This window comes from Dactylosporangium sp. CS-047395 (assembly GCF_050942185.1).
Classification (GTDB): Bacteria; Actinomycetota; Actinomycetes; order Mycobacteriales; family Micromonosporaceae; genus Dactylosporangium.
Map to the genome: position 1 here is coordinate 5,340,121 of NZ_CP192015.1, position 17,643 is coordinate 5,357,763.

Below are 17,643 nucleotides of genomic sequence, written 5' to 3' on the forward strand. Positions count from 1 at the left end.
CGAAGGGGGTACGACGGCAACGGTCGAGGATGGCGATGGCGATGGATACCGGCAGGTCCGGCCGGCGCAGCACCTGGCGCTGGTTCGGCGACCGCAGCGTCGCGGCCAAGGTCGGCCTCGTCCTGGCGGTCAGCTTCCTCACCACCATCGCCGTGGCGGTGACCGCCCTGGTGCAGCTCGGCCAGGTCCGCGACAACGCGCGGGAGCTGCAGCGGGGCAGCATCGCCCGGCTGACCGCCGCCTCGGACATGCAGCAGGCGTTCAGCCGCATGCTCCTCGCCGCCCTCACCCGCAACGCCGCCCAGGACCAGGCGCTGGTCGCCCAGGCCACCACCGACTACCAGGCCGCGATCGACGACATCACGGCGGCGGCCAAGACCTACGCGGACGTCCCGGGCGCCAACGCGACGCAGCAGACGTTCGCGCGCACGTTCGGCGAGACCTGGTCCGGCTTCCAGTCGCTGCTCGCGCAGATGCTGAACCTGCCGCCCAACGACCCGCAGATCCAGCAGCTCGGCCTGCAGGCCAACCAGGCGACCGACAAGGCCCAGACGATCATCGCCGAGCTCAGCGACTACGAGGCCACCACGGCCCGGACGGTCTCGCAGGACGCGGAGGCCACGTACCGTACCGCGCGCAACGTGGTCGTCGTGGTCCTGCTGGCCGGCCTGCTCCTGGCCGCGCTCGTGGCGGCCGGCGCGATCCGCGTCATCGCCCGCCCCCTGCGCGAGATGCGCCGCGTCGCCATCGCCCTGGCCGACGGCGACCTGACCCAGCACCTCGACGTCCGGTACCGCGACGAGGTCGGCGACACCGCGCTCGCCCTGAACCGCGGCACCCAGCACATCCGCGGCGCCGTGCAAACTTTGAGCGTGAGCGCCCGCCAGCTCGCCGACAGCGGCGCCCAGGTGGCGTCGACCTCGGCCGGCATCTCGGTCAGCGCCGAGGAGGCCTCCCGCCAGGCCGCGACGGTCGCTGACGGCGCCGGCCGCGTCTCGGCGAACATCCAGACCGTCGCCGACGGCGCCCACAACATGCGCACGTCCATCGAGGACATCGCCCACAGCGCGACCGAGGGCGTCACCGTGGCCGCCGAGGCGGTGACGATGGCCAACACGACGAACGGGATCGTGACGAACCTGGGTGCCTCCTCGGCCCAGATCGGCAACGTCATCAAGACCATCACCGCGATCGCCGAGCAGACCAACCTCCTGGCCCTGAACGCCACCATCGAGGCCGCCCGGGCAGGCGAGTCCGGCAAGGGCTTCGCCGTGGTCGCCGGCGAGGTCAAGGACCTGGCCCAGGAGACCGCCCGCGCGACGGAGGACATCGCCCGCCAGGTCGAGGCCATCCAGTCCGACACCCGCGGCGCCGTCGACGCGATCGGCCGCATCGGCGAGATCATCGGCCGCATCAACGACCTGCAGCTGTCGGTCGCCTCGGCCGTGGAGGAACAGCGCGCCACAACGGATGACATGTCACGCAGCGTCACCTCGGCGGCGGAGGGCAGCGCGGCGATCGCGGGGAGCATCGCGACGGTGGCCCAGGCCGCGGGCCGCACTACGGACGGGGCGGGCGACAACTCGCAGTCGGCCCAGCACCTCGCCCAGATGTCGCGGGACCTGCAGGCCGTCGTCGATCGGTTCCGCTTCTAGCACTGAGCTCATTTGTGTCGTTGTCGGCCGGGATGATGTCGCGCCGGGTCGAGTGGCGCACGCCGGCCTGACCGCCGGTGCCGCCACCGCACGGTCGATGCCGACGCGTTGGCGTACGCCGGCCTTACCGCCGGCGCCGCCACCGCACGGCCGATGCCACTGCACGGCCGATGCCACTGCACGGCCGATGCCACTGCACGGCCGATGCCACTGCACGGCCGATGCCACTGCACGGCCGATGCCACTGCACGGCCGATGCCACTGCACGGCCGATGCCGACGCGTGGCCCGCCTTGCCGCATCGCGAGGTGGCTCACTCGTCCTGCCGCGTGCAGCGCCGCAGCACCGCATTTCCGTGATCTGTCACGGTTGCGCCCACCCGTGCGGGATCGGCCGAGACGCCGGGCGTTCGTTCGCGTTCCGGCTGCTCGAGGCCATCGAGCGCGGGTGAGACGGCCGCCGTTGACGCCGCCCAGCTCAGCCGATGCAACGGCTGCCGGCCGGCTTTGTCCTTGGTGGTCATGTCACGTATTTGCGGACGATGCTCGGGGCCTTCCCGGCGCCGGCGAGGCGGTGGTCCCGGTGCCGGACCCGAGAGCCGGCACCGGGAACGCGTCAGACGGTCAGCGGGAGAAGGCCTGGAACTCGGCGATGCGGACCTGCGCGGCGAACGGGCTCGCCGTCGCGCAGTCGGTGGCCGCCGCCGGGTCGTTGTCCTGCTCACCGGCGTACCGCGGGTTGCCGGTGCACTGGCTGGTCAGCACCTGGATTCGCAGATGCGTGGCGCGCACCGGGTTGAAGTGGAACGTGCGCAGGTTGAGCTGCGAGGCGACCGGCCGGAAGGCCTCCGCGGGGAAGGCGTCGGCGGCGCTGCGGTACACCTCGCGGTAGCCCGAGTCGGACGAACAATCGGCGCTCGTCGAGTCGCAGGCCAGGACCCGGAACTGGCGCAGGGCCGAGAAGCGGTTCTGGCCCAGCGGGTCCACGTCGCCGTCGATGGCCGGGCGGAGCAGGGCGCTCACGTTGACCGTGTTGACCGTGACCGGGCGGTCGCCGGCCAGGTCGACCGTGACCTTCTTGCCCGAGACGCCGTCCAGGGAGGCCCAGTCGGTCGCCTCGGTGTCGTCGCCGAGCTTGTCGACGTTGACGCCGTCGCCGGTGAGCACGGCGCCCGCCGAGGTCGAGGCCAGGTTGCGCGGGAGGTTGAGCTTCAGGTCCTGGGACCGGCCCGGCAGGAACAGGGACGTGAACTTCTTGTGGCCGTAGCCGGCGCCCACCGCCGTGAAGGAGAACGACGTGCCGGGCATGATCTGGAAGGTGGCCGGCAGGTCGGTCTCCGGGTCGGTGTCGGCGACCGGGACCGCGCGGGCCTCGTAGTCACCTACATACAGCCGGATGACCGCACCCGCCGAGTCGCCCAGGGGCTGGAGGGTGACGGTGGCGTTGTTCGCGTACGGGGAGGCGAAACTCGGCGTCGGGTCGGTGTCGGCGGGGTCGCCGGACGCGTCGGTGCCGAGGCCCGACTGGGCGAACGCGTTCCAGATCAGGTCCTGGTTGGCCCCGCCGAAGCGGACCAGGTCGGCCGCGAGCATGTTGTCGCGCATGTCGACCATGCTGACCTGGCTCGACGCCTGGAGCAGGAACGAGTCGAAGGTGAGCTGGGCCCAGCGGCGGTTGCCGGGGCAGGCGTCGACCGTCACCTGGCCGTCGGCGCAGCGCTGCTGGAGCGACGGGGTGCCGGCGCCGTAGCGCTGCAGGAACGCCGTGCGCACCCGCAGGTTGGTGGCGACCCAGATCTCGCCGTCGGCGTGGACCTCCGGGCCGGTCAGGTCGAAGCCGATGTCGGAGTAGTTCAGCGGGCTCTTGCTGCCGTCGTAGTCGCGGATGCCGGTGGTGTTGTTGCCGGTGACGTACGCGCCGGTCACGAACGGGGTGTCGCCCTGGGCGCGGAGGTTGTTCTCGTACAGGTACTCGCCGGCGAGCAGGTCGCCCCACGCCTCACCCATCGAGCCGCCCTGGAACGAGCCGATGCCGGTGTCCGGACCGGCGATCATGCGGTTGGTGATGGCGTGCGTATATTCGTGACCTATCACGGTCATGTCGTAGTCGCCGTCGACGCAGGGCGGGTAGGCCGCGCCCGCGACCGGCTGCCAGAGGAACATGTTGGTGGTCGGCGGGAGACCGTCGCGGCCGGTGCCCTGGTTGGCGTTGTTGCGGCTGCCGCCGAGCGCGTTTGCCTGCGCGCGGCCCTGCTCGGCGTCGCCGCCCAGGCCGTCCGGGCCCAGGTTCACGACCTGCATGTTCCAAGCCGATTCGGTGAAGCCGAGGTTGTACGCCCAGTCGTGCATCCGGTTGTGCATGGCGAACAGGTTCGTCACCGCGGCGTCGGCGTCGTTGCGCTGCGCCGAGGTGAACCCCGCGGGGTTGCAGCGGGCGGCCCGCCACTGGTCGGTGAACGGGTACACGTAATTGCGGTCGGGCTTCGCCGTCGCCGGGGTGGGTGTCGTGCCGGCGCCCCACAGCACCACGTTGTTCGCCGCGTTGCCGCTGGAGGTGAAGGTCGGCTGGCCGGTGGTCAGGTCGACGTCCCACGCCTGGCCGCTGTTGGGGTCGCGGACCGTCCGCACGCAGGCCGGCATCGGGCTGAAGCACCAGCGCTGCCGGGAGTCGAGGCCGACGGTGTTCGTCGGGGTGGCCGGGAAGACCGCCCAGCGCGGGTTGTCCGAGTCGAAGTCGACGAGGTCCTCGCGGACCAGCACGCCGCCGGTCCGGGCGTCGACATAGGTGGTGAACGCCACCGGCCGGTTCGCGTCGGTACCGTTCAGCGTCACCGCATACGCGGCCCGCGGCCCGTCGGACGGGGTCGGCACCGCGACGGTGTCGACGTCCACGCTCCCGACCTGGGCGGCGGTCAGCCCGGCGTCGCGGACGGCGACGGTGATCGCGTTGGCGGGCGGGATGGTGGCCGGCTGCGGTGCGCGGGTGTCGCGGGAGAGCGACGAGGTGACCCGCACGACGGTACCGCCGCTGACGAGCACCGACACGAGCCCGTCGTGCCCGGCGCGCAGGCCGCCGAAGCGCTGCCGGAGCAGTACCACGGAAGCCTTGCCCATCGGCCGCACGAGGACCGCGTCCATGGCGGCGACCGACGGCTCGTCGAGGCCGAAGAGGGCCTGGTTCTGCACGAGGAACTGGCGGGCAGCCGTCTCCGGGTCGGCGGCGAGCCCGGCCGTCAGCGCGGCCTTCCCGGGCGCCGCCGGGCCGAGCGCTCGGGGCGTGCCGAGCCTGTTGAACTGCACCGCGCCGAACTTGCCGGCCAGCGAGCGCTGCTGGGCGCTCGGCGCGAGGGTGCCCTTGCGGTTGTCGGCGTCGCGGGCGCCGGGCCCGTCGCCGAGGAAGTCATTGGCGCTCGGCGATGAGACCGGATCCCGGGGCGGGGCCGACCACGCGGGGGCCGCCGTCACCGTCAGGCCCGCGATCACCGCGACGGTGATCAGGGCGGCGCTCGTCCTTCGAGGTCTGTCCACGATCGATTCCTCCTCTGCCGTGGACGTGCATGAATTCAAATGTGTGGATACTCCTTGCCGGTGGTCGGGGCAAGAGCGCGTCCCGATGCGAGGGGCGTGGTGAGGGGTCGTGGAACCGGCCCGGCGCGCCGCGCGTCCAACTGCCATGGGACGGATTGCGACGGCGGCGCTGGGCCTGATCGTGCTGATCGCGACCAGTTGCGGGAATTCGGCCGCACCGGCCGCACCGGCGCCGGAGCTCATCGCGTTCGTCATGGTGCAGGACGCCGGTACCGGCGGCGCAGTGGAGATCTCCGCGCCCGACCAGATCGATCGGCTCGCACCCGGCCCGGCGGCGGCGATCGACAGCGCCCGGACGGCGGTCACCCAGCACGCCCGCCCGGACGTGCGGATCTTCGCGTTCGTCCGGCCCGGCTGCCAGAACGACGGCGCGACCATCGCCCTGGGATCGAAGCAGATCACCGCCACGCTCACCGGCGGCGAGGACACCGCGTGCGTCGTCGCGGAGTGGTACCTCGCGGTCTTCGCCGTCCCGGCCCAGCTCGTCCCGCCCGGCGCGAGCGTAGGGTAGCCGGGTCCCCACGCATCGACGTTTGCCGGTATGTTGTTGGCGGGCGCGGAGACACGGGGGTGGCATGGTCGCGCAAGTGCTGCGCTGGGCCGGCATGATCGGCGCGGTCGTCTGCGGCTATGTCCTGACCCGGCTGGAGGGCGCCGACTGGATCGGCGGCCCGGCCGTGACCTGGGGCGAGCCCGCGGCGATGCTGCTGTACACCGATCAGCTTCCGGCCGACGCCGGCCAATTGGTGCGCTTCTTCATGGTCGCGGCGCTGCCGTGGGGGGCGGTCGTCGCCGCGACTGCGGTCACGGTGGGACTGCGCGGCCCTTCCTCCCGGTGGTACGCCGCGCTGCTGCCCCTCATCGCCGGCGCCGTGCTGGCCGGGGCGGCGAGCGACAACGTCGGCGGCCGGGAACGCAACATCGACGACGCCCGCGACGTGGCCGTCCTGCACCAGACGCCGACCGTCGCGGCGGCGGTCTACGGCTATCTGGCGATTGCGGCCGTTTTCCTGTTATTCCGGCTGCACACCGTGTACTCGGCGATGCTGGCCCTGCTCTACGCGGCCGTCGCGGCGTACTCCCTCGCCGGATCGAGCGCGTTGTCGGGTGCCCTCGAGGCCGGCGGCCAGGTGCACCCCACCGGCGCGCCAAGGACCTTCGCGCTCGTCTGCGTGGCCGCCGCCGGCTGCGCGACCGTCGCCACGGTCGGCACGGCCATGCTGCCGCGGCTCCCACGCCGGCGCCCCGTCCTCGTGGTGCGGGCGGCGAAGGGCACGTGGCGGGCGGTACACGATGTCGGGCAGAGCATCGCCGCCGGGCTGACCCCGGGCCGCCCGGAGTTCCGGCTCCTGCTCGTCGGCGGCCTGATCGGCGTACTGATGTGCGGCGGGGCGCTCGTGCTGGGCTTCGGTACCGACCAACCGGCCGTCGACGTGCCGAGCCCGGCCCGGAGCGCGCGGTGAGCGCCGGGGCGTGGCCGCGAGTGCCGGGCTTCGGCGCCGACCATTTGCTTGTCGATGTGCCGAGCCTGGCTCGGAGCGCGCGGTGAGTGCCGAGGCTTGGCAGCGGGTGCTGCGCATCGCGGTCGTGATGGCGGGCGGGGTCACCGCCGCCGTCGTGGTGTTCTTTCTCGCGCCCGGACCGGGCCCGTTCCTCGCCGAGGAGCCGGCCGTCCTGCGGCTGCTGATCGTGGTACTCCCGGCCGTCTGGCTCGGATTGCTGCTGATCCGGCGGGTGCACCGGGAGCAGTACCCCGGCCGGATCCTGCCTGTCGGCGTGTCCGTCGCGGGCACAGCGGCGGTGCTGGTCCCCCTCACCATCCAGCCGGTGATCAACCTGGGCTCGCAGCCTCTGCTGCTGCTCGCCTGCGTGCCGACGACCGCGTTCGGCCTGTGGACCATGTTCGCCGTGCAGCGCTTCCGCCGCGTGCCGATGTGGTTGTACCTCGCGGTCTTCGCCTGGGGCGCACTCGTCGCCGCCGGCCTCGCGGGCGTGCTCAACGAGCTGTTCGTGCGGTATGCGGCCGCATATGCGGGACTGTTCACCGAAAACCCGTTCGACGCCGCCCTGGCCGCCCGCTCGCTGCGGGGCATGCACGCCGGTCTCGTCGAGGAGCTCGCCAAGGGGGCCGGGGTGGCGATCGCCTGCCTGCTCCTGCGCCGCCGGATCGACGGCGCCGTCTCCGGGGCGGTCCTCGGCGCCGCGGTCGGCCTCGGCTTCAACCTCAACGAGACGGTCGTCTACATGACCGGCGCCGGGTCGGGGGCGGGCGCGCAGTACTGGGGCCGGCAGATCCTCGGCCTGCTCGCCGCGCACACGACGTTCTCGGCGGTGCTGGGCGCCGCGATCGGAGCCGCCGTCCAGTTGCGTGACCCCCGGCTCCGGCGCACCGCCATCCTGTGCGGGGTAATGGCGGCGGCGGGTGGGCATGCGCTGTACAACACCTATTCGGCGGTTCAGGGTGCACTGCTGCCCGCCGTCAGCGACACGGTGCAGCTGCTCGTCGTGCTGCCGCTGTCGATCGTCGTGCTGCAGGGCCCGCTGATCGTGCTGCAGGCCCTGCTGCTGCGCCGCGGGCTGCGCACCCAGGCCGCGGTCCTCGCCGCCGGGCTGCAGGCCGAGACCGCCGACCCGTCCGCCGCGATCACCCCGCCGGAGGTGCCCATCCTGCTCGACCCCCACAAGCGACGAGCGCTGCGCATCGCGGCGTTGCGCCGGTACGGCATCCCGGCCTACCGCAACCTCCGCCGCCTGCACGCCGCCGAACTCGCCCTAGCCACCGAGCGCGGTACCGACCTAGCCACCGAGCGCGGTACCGACCTAGCCACCGAGCGCGGTACCGACCTAGCCACCGAGCGCGGCGCCGACCGTGGCGCCGACCTGGCCCGGTCACGCCGCCGGGTCCGGCACCACAAACAGCTGCATGCCGCCCTGACCACGGGAGCACCGCGATGACCTGGCGCGCCGCGTTCCGTACGGCGCTCACCATCGCCTGGCTCACCCTGCTCCTGCCGCTCCAGACCGGCGCGACCTGCGGCGGCATCAGCTACGAGACCGGCGGCGAGGGCGACGGCTGCCAGTCGGCGGCCCTGATCGCGGCCGCGGTGGTGGGTGGGCTGACCGTCGCCGTCACCGCGGGCGTGGTCGCGTACCGGTACTTCTCGGCCATCAAGACGATCACCGACCTGTCGGTCGGGCTCTCCACCCATCTGCCCGCCCGCGGCGAGCGGGAGATAAATTGGAACCATAGGAGCGTGCCCACCTTCGGGCACACGTTCACCCTCCACGGCCGGGCCAACACGAAGGAACTCGTCGGTCGTGCGGCGGGAACCGGTGACGCCCAAGGGCAATGGCTGGACGATCAGGCCGCTGCCGTCTTCTTGAGGGAGCACTATGATCCGGCGGCGACCGAGCGGTACGTCGTGGACCTCCCGGCGGGCCTCGGGCTGATGATCATGCCGGACGGCACCAGGGTTCCCGCGCCACGGGCTCGAATCGTTCCGAACCGCCGCGGCATCATCAGAGTCGCGTATCCCACCTTGGAAACGAAATGACCTTCCACCTCGCGCTGCACGCCGGCGCACCCTTTGACCTGGACCCGGCCGTCGCGGCCGAGGGGAGCCTCGAAGCGATCGCCCTGCACGGCTGTGCCCGGATGGAGGACGCGGGCTGGAGGTTCACCGCCGGGGGGTTCGGCGACGAGCGCTGGCCGGTCGACGTGCGCTTCGATCTGGCCGCGATCATCCCGCAGCTGCCGGACTTGCTGGCCGCACTCGAGGGCGCGCGCGAGGCCGAGCTGGACTTCTTCGAGCAGGGCATCGACCGTACCGTCACCATGCGGCCCCGGCCCGGCACGCCGGATGTGCTGCTGCACTGCAGCTCCAACGCGAACTGGAGCCCGGCGCAACCGGACGAGGTCGCGCCCATGGTCGACCTCCAGCGGATGATGCGAGACCTCGCCCATGCGTTCGCCGCCGGCATCGCGGTGGCGCAACCGTCCTGGGCGCAGGCGTCGCCGTTGCGGGAGTGGCTCACCGCCGGTCCGTGACGTCGACCGAGACGCCGACGTGGCCCAGGTAGGAGCCGTCGACGGCGAACAGCGGTGTCGCGTAGTTGTCGAAGGTGCGCCACGACCCGTCCTGGCGCCGCAGCCGGTTGCGGCGGCGCCAGTCCGCCCGCTCGCGCACGGTTCGCAGGTAGGCCGCGACATAGTCGTCCGCCTCGTCGGGGTGGATCAGCGACTGCCAGCGGTCGCCGCTGATCCCGGCGTCGGTCAGGCCGGTGTAGTCGCGGAAGGAGCGGTTGACGAAGACGTTGCGGCCGTCGGCGTCGTTCTGCCAGATCAGCGCCGGTACGGCATCCGCGACGGTCCGGAACCGCTCCTCGGAGTGGCGCAGCTCCTGCTCCGCCCGGGCGCGCTCGACGTAGGCCCAGGTCCGTTCGGCGGTCTCCTCGACGAGGGCGATCTCCTCGGCGGTCCAGTCCCGGGGCTCGGCGCTGGTGATGCCGAGCGCGGCGACGCACACCCCGGATCGCATGTTGGGGGCGGCCACGCCGGCGCGGACGGACAGCGCGGCCCACGCGGCGGCGGCCTTGGGGTCGAGGTCGGCGGCGTCGGGGACGACCAGCGGGCGGCCGGTGCGGTGCGACTCGTCGACGAGCTCGTCGTTGTAGTCGGCCAGGCTGTAGGTGCCCGCCAGGGACGGCAGCCCGTCGGTGTAGTTGCGGTGGACGGTGAACGTGCCGGCGACGCGGTCGAACTCCTGGTAGTAGGCGCGGCTCGCGCCGAGGTGCCGGCCGAGCAGGGCGGCCGCGCGGGCCTGCACCTCCACCGGGTCCGGCAGGCTGCGCAGCGTGTCGGTGAGGGCGACCCGGAACGCGTCGAGCTTGCCCTGGCGCCGGCGCATCAGCGTCAGCTCCAGCTGGGCGCCGATGCGGGCGACGAGCTCCCGGGCCGCGAACGGCTTTACGATGTAGTCGTCGGCGCCGGCGAGCATTCCCTCGATGCCGGCCTCCTCCCCGGCCCGGGCGGTGACGAGGATGACGGGCACGTCGGCGAGGACCGGGTCGTCGCGCAGCGCGGAGAGCAGCGCGAAGCCGTCGAGGCCGGGCATCATGACGTCGCTCAGCACCAGGTCGGGCGGTTCGCGCCGGGCGAGGTCGAGGGCCTCGGCCCCGTTGCGGGCGAGCTGGACCGTCCAGTCCCCGGCCAGCAGGCGGTACAAATAATCGCGCATGTCCTGGTTGTCGTCGACGACCAGAAGCCTGGCGCCGGGCACGTGGATGCCCGCCGAGCCGTCGGCCCGCGCGTCACCCGCCCAGGCCCGCTCGCCCCCGTCCGCGCCGTCCCAGCGGGCCGCCTCCTCGGCCAGCCCGGCAGCGACGGCCGTGGTCGCCTCGACTGGTGCCGGCCCGTCGCCCGTCGTGCCCGTGGGGCGGCGCCCGAACGGGATCCACACGGTGATCGCCGTCCCGGACCCCACCGCGCTCGCGGCCCGGACCCGGCCGTGGTGCCGGCGGACCAGCTCGTCTACGAGCGCCAAACCGATCCCGACGCCCTCCTGGGTGCGGCCCCGCACCCCGTGCACCCGGTGGAAGCGCTTGAAGATGTGCGGCAGCTCCGCCTCGGGAATGCCCACGCCGGTGTCGCGCACCACGAGTTCGGCGTGCTTGGTCCGGGCGTGCAGTTCGACTTCGATCGAGCCTTCGAGGGTGTACTTCAGCGCGTTGGACAACAGGTTGGCGAGGATCTTCTCCCACATCTCCGGGTCGACCCACACCGGCCGGCCGATCGGCTCGATCGCGGTGCGCAACGCCAGCCCGGCCCGCTCGGCGGCGCTTGCGAACTGGGCCACGATCTCCCCGGTCCGCGCGGCGAGGTCGGTGGCGGCCGGCTGGGCCCGCAACCGGCCGGCCTCGGCCTGCGAGAAGTCCAGCAGCGCGCCGGTCAGCCGCAGCAGCCGCTGCGCGTTGCGCCGCGCGAGCTCCAGTTCGGACACGAGCCGGGCGGGCAGCGAGTCCGTCCGTTCGAGGGCGGCGTCGAGCGGCCCGAGCATCAGCGTCAGCGGCGTGCGGAACTCGTGCGAGACGTTCGAGAAGAACTCGGTCTTGGTCCGGTCGAGGTCGGCGAGCCGCTCGAGGCGCTCCCGTTCCCGCTGGCGGGCGTGCGCCTCGGCGGCCCGGGCGGCGACGGTGTCCGCCACGAGCGCGAGAAAGTCGCGGTAGGGGGCGTCGAAGGCGAGGTACGGGTCGGCGCCGACGATGAGCACGCCCGTGATGCGGTCCTCGGCGTCGTCGCGCAGCGGATGCACCACGGCGCAGCGCGCCAGCACCCGGTCGGCGCCCGCGAGATGCCCCCGGAACCGGGCGGCGATGTCGTCCACCACCACCGCGTGGCCGCTCGTCACGGCCGCGTGCACCGGCCAGGCGCCGTCGGCCGTCACGTGCAGCTCGCGCGGCGCCAGCGTCCCGCCCTCGTCGAGGCCCTTCGCCGCCACCAGGCCGGCCCGCTGGCCCGACGGGTCGAGCAGGTAGGCGGCCGCGAACGGCACGTCGGCGGCCTCGCTGAGCACCTGGACGGCGGCGCCGAGGGCCTCCCGCCGGCTGCCCGCCCGCGCCTTGCGGCCGAGCGCGTTGAGCGTGGTGAGCCGCCGCGCCGCGAGCACTTCCGCCGTGCGTTCGTGGGCGACCCGGATCACCCCGACGACCCGGCCGTCCTGGTCCTTGATCGGCGTGTCGGTGAGGTCCGTCCACATGTCCTGCAGGCGGCCGTCGCGGACGTAGCGGAACGGTACCGCAAGATGGCGCGCCGCCTTCCCCCGCCGCGCACGCTCGATGGCCGGCGCGACCTGGTCCCAGACGTCGGCGAAGGTCTCCCGGTACGGCTGCGCGAACGCCGTCTGCTCGCGCCCGCCGAGCACCGTCAGCGCGGCATCGTTGCTGAAGAACAGCAGATCGTCGCCCCACCACAGGTTGGCCACGTCCGGGCAGGCCATGACGATGCTGACCCCGGTGCGCAGGACCGGCGACCAGCCCGTCACCCGTCCGACGGGCGTGCGGCTCCAGTCGATCTCGGCCGCCATCGACGCGGTCACGCCCTCGGTGCCGAAGACGTCGCGGATCGCCTGCAGCTCGGCGGCGGGCAGCGGGAGCCGGCGGCCGAGGACGGCGTCGACGAGCGTGGCGCCGATCTCGTGCAGCGGCAGGACGAGGTCGACCGCGCCCGCGTCCATCGCCGCCTGTGGCATGGCCGCGTGCTCCGCCGTGTCGGGACTCTGGGCGATGACCAGGCCGCCCGCGTCGTGCAGGGCCTTCGCCCCGTGCGCGCCGTCCCTGAGCATGCCGGTGAGCACGACGCCGACGCCGGCCTCACCGACGCTGTCGGCCAGGGACTGCAGCAGCGCGTCGAGCGGCCGCTCGTCGAGGCCGCCGTCCCGGGCCGTCACGGCGCACGTCAGGTCGGGCAGCACCTCCAGGCGCGACCGGGGCGGGCAGACCGTCACGCAGCCGGGCTTGAGGGGTTCGTTCGGCTGCGCCCACACCACCGGCAAGCTGATGCGGCGGGACAGGATGCTGACCAGGACGCTGCCCTGACCGCCGAGGTGCTGGGCGATCACCACCGCCGCGGGAAGGTCCTCCGGCAGCATCCGCAGGACGCCGCTGAGCGCGTCCAGGCCGCCGGCCGAGGTGACGAGGGCGATCACGTTCATGCGCCTGGTGCCGTCCCGCTCCGACGCCGGCATCGCTCACCTCGCTCACCGATTGCGTCACAGCCTAAGCCCTGTTTCGCGCAACGCGGCCACGGCGGCGGGGGCGTCCGGGACGGTCACGGTGACGCGGCGGCCGCTGCGGAGGGTGAGGCGCAGGGCGGGGCCGGAGCGCACGGTGCAGTACGTGTGCCGCGGCGTCCACCAGAAGCCGAACGCCACCTGCCACGGCTGGACGTCGACCACCTCGGCGGCCGCGATGGTGTCCAGCGGGTACGTGCACCGCGGCCAGGCGAGCACGCCGAAGCGGATGGCCACCCCGTTCGGCCCGGCCGAGGTGCGGATGCTGGTCCCGGTCAGCACATTGCCGAGCACGGCCAGGCCGGCGACGAGCAGCGGCAGCACCAGGTCGCGCGCCGGCCCGTCGGAGGTGCCGCCGGCGATCAGCAGCGGTACCGCCAGCACGGCGCTGGTCACGACGATCGGCCAGTTGGTGACCCGGCCGGTGTAGATCGAAAAGGCCGTCATGGCGGTTCCTTCCCTCGGGCTCAGGCGAGCTTCTCGACGAGGCGGACGAGCTCGGTGCGGGTCAGCCCGTGCGTGCGGGCCACCGCGACCAGCGCGCGGGCCGCCTCCAGGACCGGCGGCGGCTCGGTGACCGCGGACGCCACCCGGGCCCCGCGGCCGCGCCGGAACTCCAGCAGCCCGTCGTCGCGCAGCTGCCGGTACGCGGCCAGCACCGTGTTGCGGTCGACCGACAGCGCCGCGGCGAGCTCGGCCGCGGGCGGCAGCTGCTCCCCGACCTCCAGCTCGCCGGACGCCACCCCCCGCCGCACGGAGGCGGCGATCTGGTCCGGCAGCAGCTCCCGCGACGCGTGATCGACTGTCCATCTCATAGTACTAGTATTATTAGCACTATCCGACGGTCAACACCAGGCCCTCGGGCGTGACCTCCATCGTCAGCGAACGCAGGTCCGGGACCGCCGCGTCGGCCTCCGTCAGCGCGGCCAGGTCGTGCGAGGTGCCGACGGCGAGGGTCGAGGCCGGCGCGGCGCGCCCGGCGGCCAGCCCGGCCGGTGCGTCCTCGACGACCAGGCAGCGCCGCACGTCGAAGCCGAGCGCGGCGGCCGCCATCCGGTAGCCCTGCGGGTCCGGCTTGCCCGCGGCGACGTCCTCGGCCGCGATCAGGACCTTCGGCACGGGCAGGGCGGCCGCGGCGAGACGGGCCCGCATCAGGGTGTGCGTGCCGGAGGTCACCGCCGCCCAGCGCTCCGGCGGCAGGGCGCGCAGCAGGGAGTCCGCGGCCGGCAACGGTACGACGCCGTCGAAGTCGTGCCGCTCCAGCTCCTCGAGCTCGGCGACCGCCGCCGCCCGCTCACCCGGCGGCAGGAACAGCGCGACGGTGTCCCGGGTCCGCCGCCCGTGACACACGCGCAGGATCTCATCGGCGTCGTACCCGTGCCGCGCGGACCACGTCCGCCAGGTCCGCTCCACCACAGGCGTCGAGTCCACCAGCGTGCCGTCGATGTCGAACAGGATCGCGTCCACGGAGAAGATCACGATCGCCAGCCTAATAACCCGGTGCGCCCGCGCCGCGCGCTTGATAGGTTGCGGGCTCCAGTTCGACAGAGAAGGCGATGCCATGGTGGCCCGCCCGGCAGCCCCGGGGCGGATGAACCCGGGCTTCGTCATGCCTTCCTTCGAGCACTGGAGCAAACCAACATGCGTCACTGGTACGACACGTTCTTCACCGAGCTCCCCAACGCCTTCTGGCGGGCCGCGGTAACCGACGAGTACACCACCGCCGAGGTCGACTTCCTGGTCCGGGCCACCGGCCTGCCCTCCGGCGCGCACGTGCTGGACCTGCCGTGCGGCAGCGGCCGGCACAGCCTCGCCCTGGCCAGGCGCGGCTTCCGGGTCACCGGCATCGACGTCTCACAAGAGGCGATTACGTTCGCCCGGCACAGCACCCACGCGGAAACCGTCGACTTCCGAGTCGGCGACATGGCCGCGGTACCGCAGGACCTGCACGCGGACCTCGCCATCTGCATGGGAAACTCGTTCGGCTACCTCGACCACGACGGCACCAGGCAGTACCTCGCCGACCTGGCGAACGTGGTCCAGCCCGGCGGCCACCTCGTCCTCGACTACGGCTTCGTGGCGGAGTCCCTCCTCCCGGGCCTGCACCTCGAGGAACCCCCGATGACCATCGGCGGGATCGAGGCCACGTCGATCAACGAGTACGACGCCACGAACAGCCGCTGGCTGACCACCTTCACGTTCCGCCGCGGCGCCGAAGAGCACCACGGCACGTCGGTCCAGCACGTCTACACCGCCGCCGAGGTCGTCCGCCTGGTCCGGGAGGCCGGCTTCACCGGCACCGACCTGTACGGCGACCCCGACGGCACGCCGTTCGGGCTCGGCAGCCCGCGCCTGCTGCTGGTCGCCCGCCGCTGACAGGTGCCCCGGGCGGCCGCGTGCCGCCCGGGGCGTTCGGGGCTGCGCCCGCTACGAGTGGCGCCCGGCATTGCGCCGCCGGCGCGCCAGCAGGAGCAGGAGGGCACCGGCGCCGACGAGGCCGGAATCGGCCAGCGCCATCCCGCCCAGCGCGACGCCGGTCACGGGGAGCGGACCGCCGGTTCCCCGCGTCGCGGTGCTCGCGGGTGTCGGCGCGACGGACGTCGCCGACCCGGACGGCGTCGGGCCCGCGCTGGTCGCGGTGGGGTCCGGGGTACCGCCGGCGCCCGTCAGCTGCAGATCTTCCACGGTGCTGCTCGGCAGGTAGTGCCCGGCCGGCTTGGCGTCGGCCGCCACCGGGTAGGCGCCGGCCGCCTGCGCCGGCACGAGCTGGCACTCGGCCTGCCCGGTGGCGTTCGTCGTGCCGGAGCACGACTGCGTACCGACGGTGAACGTGACCGGCACGCCGGCAATCGGGGCCGCGTCCGGGCCGGTCAGCGTGGCCCGTAGGTGCAGCTGCTTGCCGACGACGCCCGTGCGGTCGCCGGTGTACCGCAGGGTCGTCGGGACGAGGACCTCGGTCGGCGCGCTCGCGGTCGCGCTCTGCGGCTTTGCCCCGTCCGTCGTGATGCGCACGCCGACGACCCCCGAATACGGTGCCGTGAAGACATGCGTGACGCTCGGCAGCGTCGTCGTCTCGTCATACGTGTTGTCGCCGTTGAAGTCCCATTGGTACTGCGCGATCGAGGCGCCGGTCGCGCTCGAGGCACTGGCGTCGAACGTGACCGGTTCGCCGACGGCGCCGCGGTACGGGCCGCCGGCGTCCGCGATCACCGTGGTGATGGACGTGATGGCGTCCGTGATCTGGTCGACCGCGGTGCTCGGGTCCGCCGCGACGTACACCTGCCCGTCGTTCTGCGCCGCGAGGTCGTCGAAGAACGGCGACGCCGCACCGTTGATGTTGATGGCGTAGATCGTGGCCGGGTCGACCGCCTTGGCGGCCGCGGTGACCTTCGCGAGCGTCAGCCCGGTGACCGGCTCGGGATCGTGCGGCGGCGCGTCGCCCATCAGGATGACCGCCTTCTTGACCCCGTCGCGCCACGGCAGCCCGATGGCGGCCATGAGGCCGGAGTAGACCGACTCGGGGGTGTCGCACCCGCCGGCCGCGGTCAGCTTGCCGACGGCGGTGTCGAACGCCGCCGGGTCGGTGGCGAAGGGCAGATCCACCCGGGCCGCGTAGCCGTCGCCGGCGCAGGCGTGCAGGTCCTTGTAGTCCACCAGCGCCACCCGCGCGTCGGCCCTGGTGAACAGGCCGGCGGTGATGGACCGCGCCGAGGCCGAAACGCCCGCGATGTACGGGTCCATGCTGCCCGTCGTGTCGATCGCGAAGACCAGGTCGACCTTCGGCTTGCCGGTGCCGCCACCGGGCGCTCCCGCACACGCGGTGCCGTCACTGGTCGCGATGAACTTGTGTCCGGGCAGTCCTTGCCAGCTCGCCGCCCCGAAGTCCTGCGGGTAGGTGACCAGTTTCGTGCCTTTGCAGGCCTTCAACGGACCTGGATCGACCGACTTGCCGGACGCACTCGGCCGCCGCTCGAAATGCAGATGTGGAAACGACGGGGTGGTGTAGCCGCTGACGCCGGCCGCGCCGATCGGCGTGTTCTCGTCGACGTCCTTGCCCGGGTCCACCGCCACCGATTGCAGGTGTTGGTAGTAGCTGAAGACCCCGCTGCCGTGATCGATGAGCACAGAATTTCCCTTGGCGCCGTCCGGACAGCTGCCGTAGCTGTCGTGCGTGCCGGGGTCGCAGTTGGCGCCCTGGTTCCGCACGACCTGGGACACCGTGCCTTTCCCGGCGGCGTAGATGGTTTCTCCGACGGTCGCCCCGATGTCGATGGCCCAGTTCGGGTGGTAGTTCCCCCTGCATATCGCGTTCCTGGGATTGCCGTCCGAGCTGAGGTACGAGCAGCCGATCAGGTGATTGCCGCGGAGCGGGAACCAATTCGGCACGCCGGCGACGGCCGCCGACGCCGCGTTCGGGGCGAGCACCACGATCGGAATCGTCGCGGCGGCCAGCACCATTCCGAGCAGCGAAAGCAATGTTCGACGCGCTGCCATATCAATGGCCCTTCGGACGTCGTAATGGGAAGAGGAAAGGGATTCTCTACCCGAGACATCGAAGCACCGTCCGCATTCGGATCAGCACGTCCGAACAGTCACGGCCATTCGCTGATCAGCT

At 72.7% G+C, this 17,643-nt stretch carries 14 protein-coding genes; 7 read left to right on the plus strand and 7 right to left on the minus strand.

Features of this window, described 5'->3' with window-relative positions:
- Window positions 1-41 precede the first annotated feature (41 nt).
- Entirely contained in the window at window positions 42-1,655 is a 1,614-nt protein-coding gene (locus ACQP00_RS25145; RefSeq protein WP_433223066.1) for a methyl-accepting chemotaxis protein, read from the plus strand.
- Between the two features lie 312 nt (window positions 1,656-1,967).
- Here the strand turns inward: ACQP00_RS25145 and ACQP00_RS25150 are convergent, their stop codons facing one another.
- Complete coding sequence (locus ACQP00_RS25150) at window positions 1,968-2,177, minus strand: hypothetical protein (RefSeq protein ID WP_433223068.1); 210 nt, start codon at window positions 2,175-2,177, stop codon at window positions 1,968-1,970.
- 100 nt (window positions 2,178-2,277) lie between these two features.
- Window positions 2,278-5,181, minus strand: a complete 2,904-nt coding sequence (locus tag ACQP00_RS25155; protein ID WP_433223070.1) for a M36 family metallopeptidase — start codon at window positions 5,179-5,181, stop codon at window positions 2,278-2,280.
- 145 nt (window positions 5,182-5,326) lie between these two features.
- Between ACQP00_RS25155 and ACQP00_RS25160 the strand changes: the two genes are divergently transcribed.
- The 5 genes from ACQP00_RS25160 (at window position 5,327) to ACQP00_RS25180 (ending at window position 9,289) form a co-directional block, all read left to right on the plus strand.
- Window positions 5,327-5,752 (plus strand): hypothetical protein, encoded by a 426-nt coding sequence (locus ACQP00_RS25160; RefSeq protein ID WP_433223072.1) that lies wholly within the window; start codon window positions 5,327-5,329, stop codon window positions 5,750-5,752.
- A 64-nt stretch (window positions 5,753-5,816) separates the two neighbouring features.
- The gene (locus ACQP00_RS25165) at window positions 5,817-6,704 is read left to right on the plus strand and encodes a hypothetical protein (RefSeq protein WP_433223074.1); all 888 of its coding nucleotides are present in this window, start codon (window positions 5,817-5,819) and stop codon (window positions 6,702-6,704) included.
- An 82-nt stretch (window positions 6,705-6,786) separates the two neighbouring features.
- Window positions 6,787-8,196 carry a PrsW family intramembrane metalloprotease gene (locus ACQP00_RS25170; RefSeq protein ID WP_433223075.1) on the plus strand — a complete coding sequence of 470 codons (1,410 nt, stop codon included), beginning with the start codon at window positions 6,787-6,789 and terminating at the stop codon, window positions 8,194-8,196.
- Window positions 8,193-8,795, plus strand: a complete 603-nt coding sequence (locus tag ACQP00_RS25175; protein WP_433223077.1) for a hypothetical protein — start codon at window positions 8,193-8,195, stop codon at window positions 8,793-8,795. The genes ACQP00_RS25170 and ACQP00_RS25175 overlap by 4 nt, the downstream gene beginning before the upstream one ends.
- Complete coding sequence (locus tag ACQP00_RS25180; protein ID WP_433223079.1) at window positions 8,792-9,289, plus strand: hypothetical protein; 498 nt, start codon at window positions 8,792-8,794, stop codon at window positions 9,287-9,289. The genes ACQP00_RS25175 and ACQP00_RS25180 overlap by 4 nt, the downstream gene beginning before the upstream one ends.
- Here the strand turns inward: ACQP00_RS25180 and ACQP00_RS25185 are convergent.
- Genes ACQP00_RS25185 through ACQP00_RS25200 form a run of 4 tightly spaced genes read right to left on the minus strand, consistent with a single transcriptional unit; the run spans window position 9,273 to window position 14,507 of the window.
- Complete coding sequence (locus tag ACQP00_RS25185; protein ID WP_433223081.1) at window positions 9,273-12,983, minus strand: chemotaxis protein CheB; 3,711 nt, start codon at window positions 12,981-12,983, stop codon at window positions 9,273-9,275. The two genes, ACQP00_RS25180 and ACQP00_RS25185, sit on opposite strands and share 17 nt — an antisense overlap.
- A 24-nt stretch (window positions 12,984-13,007) precedes the next feature.
- Window positions 13,008-13,475 carry a hypothetical protein gene (locus tag ACQP00_RS25190; RefSeq protein WP_433223083.1) on the minus strand — a complete coding sequence of 156 codons (468 nt, stop codon included), beginning with the start codon at window positions 13,473-13,475 and terminating at the stop codon, window positions 13,008-13,010.
- A 20-nt stretch (window positions 13,476-13,495) separates the two neighbouring features.
- Complete coding sequence (locus ACQP00_RS25195; RefSeq protein WP_433223085.1) at window positions 13,496-13,843, minus strand: GntR family transcriptional regulator; 348 nt, start codon at window positions 13,841-13,843, stop codon at window positions 13,496-13,498.
- Window positions 13,844-13,862: 19 nt separating this feature from the next.
- Window positions 13,863-14,507, minus strand: a complete 645-nt coding sequence (locus tag ACQP00_RS25200) for an HAD-IA family hydrolase (protein WP_433223087.1) — start codon at window positions 14,505-14,507, stop codon at window positions 13,863-13,865.
- 162 nt (window positions 14,508-14,669) lie between these two features.
- Here ACQP00_RS25200 and ACQP00_RS25205 point away from each other — a divergent pair, with 162 nt between their 5' ends.
- Entirely contained in the window at window positions 14,670-15,404 is a 735-nt protein-coding gene (locus ACQP00_RS25205; RefSeq protein WP_433223089.1) for a class I SAM-dependent methyltransferase, read from the plus strand.
- Window positions 15,405-15,455: 51 nt separating this feature from the next.
- Here the strand turns inward: ACQP00_RS25205 and ACQP00_RS25210 are convergent, their stop codons facing one another.
- A complete protein-coding gene (locus ACQP00_RS25210) occupies window positions 15,456-17,522 on the minus strand; it encodes a peptidoglycan DD-metalloendopeptidase family protein (protein WP_433223091.1) in 2,067 nt (688 codons plus the stop codon).
- Between the last annotated feature and the right edge of the window lie 121 nt (window positions 17,523-17,643).

Excerpts from the sequence above, each read along its gene's own strand:
- ACQP00_RS25145 (WP_433223066.1), top strand. The coding sequence starts at position 42 with ATGGATACCGGCAGGTCCGGCCGGCGCAGCACCTGGCGCTGGTTCGGC.
- ACQP00_RS25150 (WP_433223068.1), bottom strand. The coding sequence starts at position 2,177 with ATGACCACCAAGGACAAAGCCGGCCGGCAGCCGTTGCATCGGCTGAGC.
- ACQP00_RS25160 (WP_433223072.1), top strand. The coding sequence starts at position 5,327 with ATGGGACGGATTGCGACGGCGGCGCTGGGCCTGATCGTGCTGATCGCG.
- ACQP00_RS25165 (WP_433223074.1), top strand. The coding sequence starts at position 5,817 with ATGGTCGCGCAAGTGCTGCGCTGGGCCGGCATGATCGGCGCGGTCGTC.
- ACQP00_RS25175 (WP_433223077.1), top strand. The coding sequence starts at position 8,193 with ATGACCTGGCGCGCCGCGTTCCGTACGGCGCTCACCATCGCCTGGCTC.
- ACQP00_RS25180 (WP_433223079.1), top strand. The coding sequence starts at position 8,792 with ATGACCTTCCACCTCGCGCTGCACGCCGGCGCACCCTTTGACCTGGAC.
- ACQP00_RS25185 (WP_433223081.1), bottom strand. The coding sequence starts at position 12,983 with ATGCCGGCGTCGGAGCGGGACGGCACCAGGCGCATGAACGTGATCGCC.
- ACQP00_RS25190 (WP_433223083.1), bottom strand. The coding sequence starts at position 13,475 with ATGACGGCCTTTTCGATCTACACCGGCCGGGTCACCAACTGGCCGATC.
- ACQP00_RS25195 (WP_433223085.1), bottom strand. The coding sequence starts at position 13,843 with ATGAGATGGACAGTCGATCACGCGTCGCGGGAGCTGCTGCCGGACCAG.
- ACQP00_RS25205 (WP_433223089.1), top strand. The coding sequence starts at position 14,670 with ATGCGTCACTGGTACGACACGTTCTTCACCGAGCTCCCCAACGCCTTC.
- ACQP00_RS25210 (WP_433223091.1), bottom strand. The coding sequence starts at position 17,522 with ATGGCAGCGCGTCGAACATTGCTTTCGCTGCTCGGAATGGTGCTGGCC.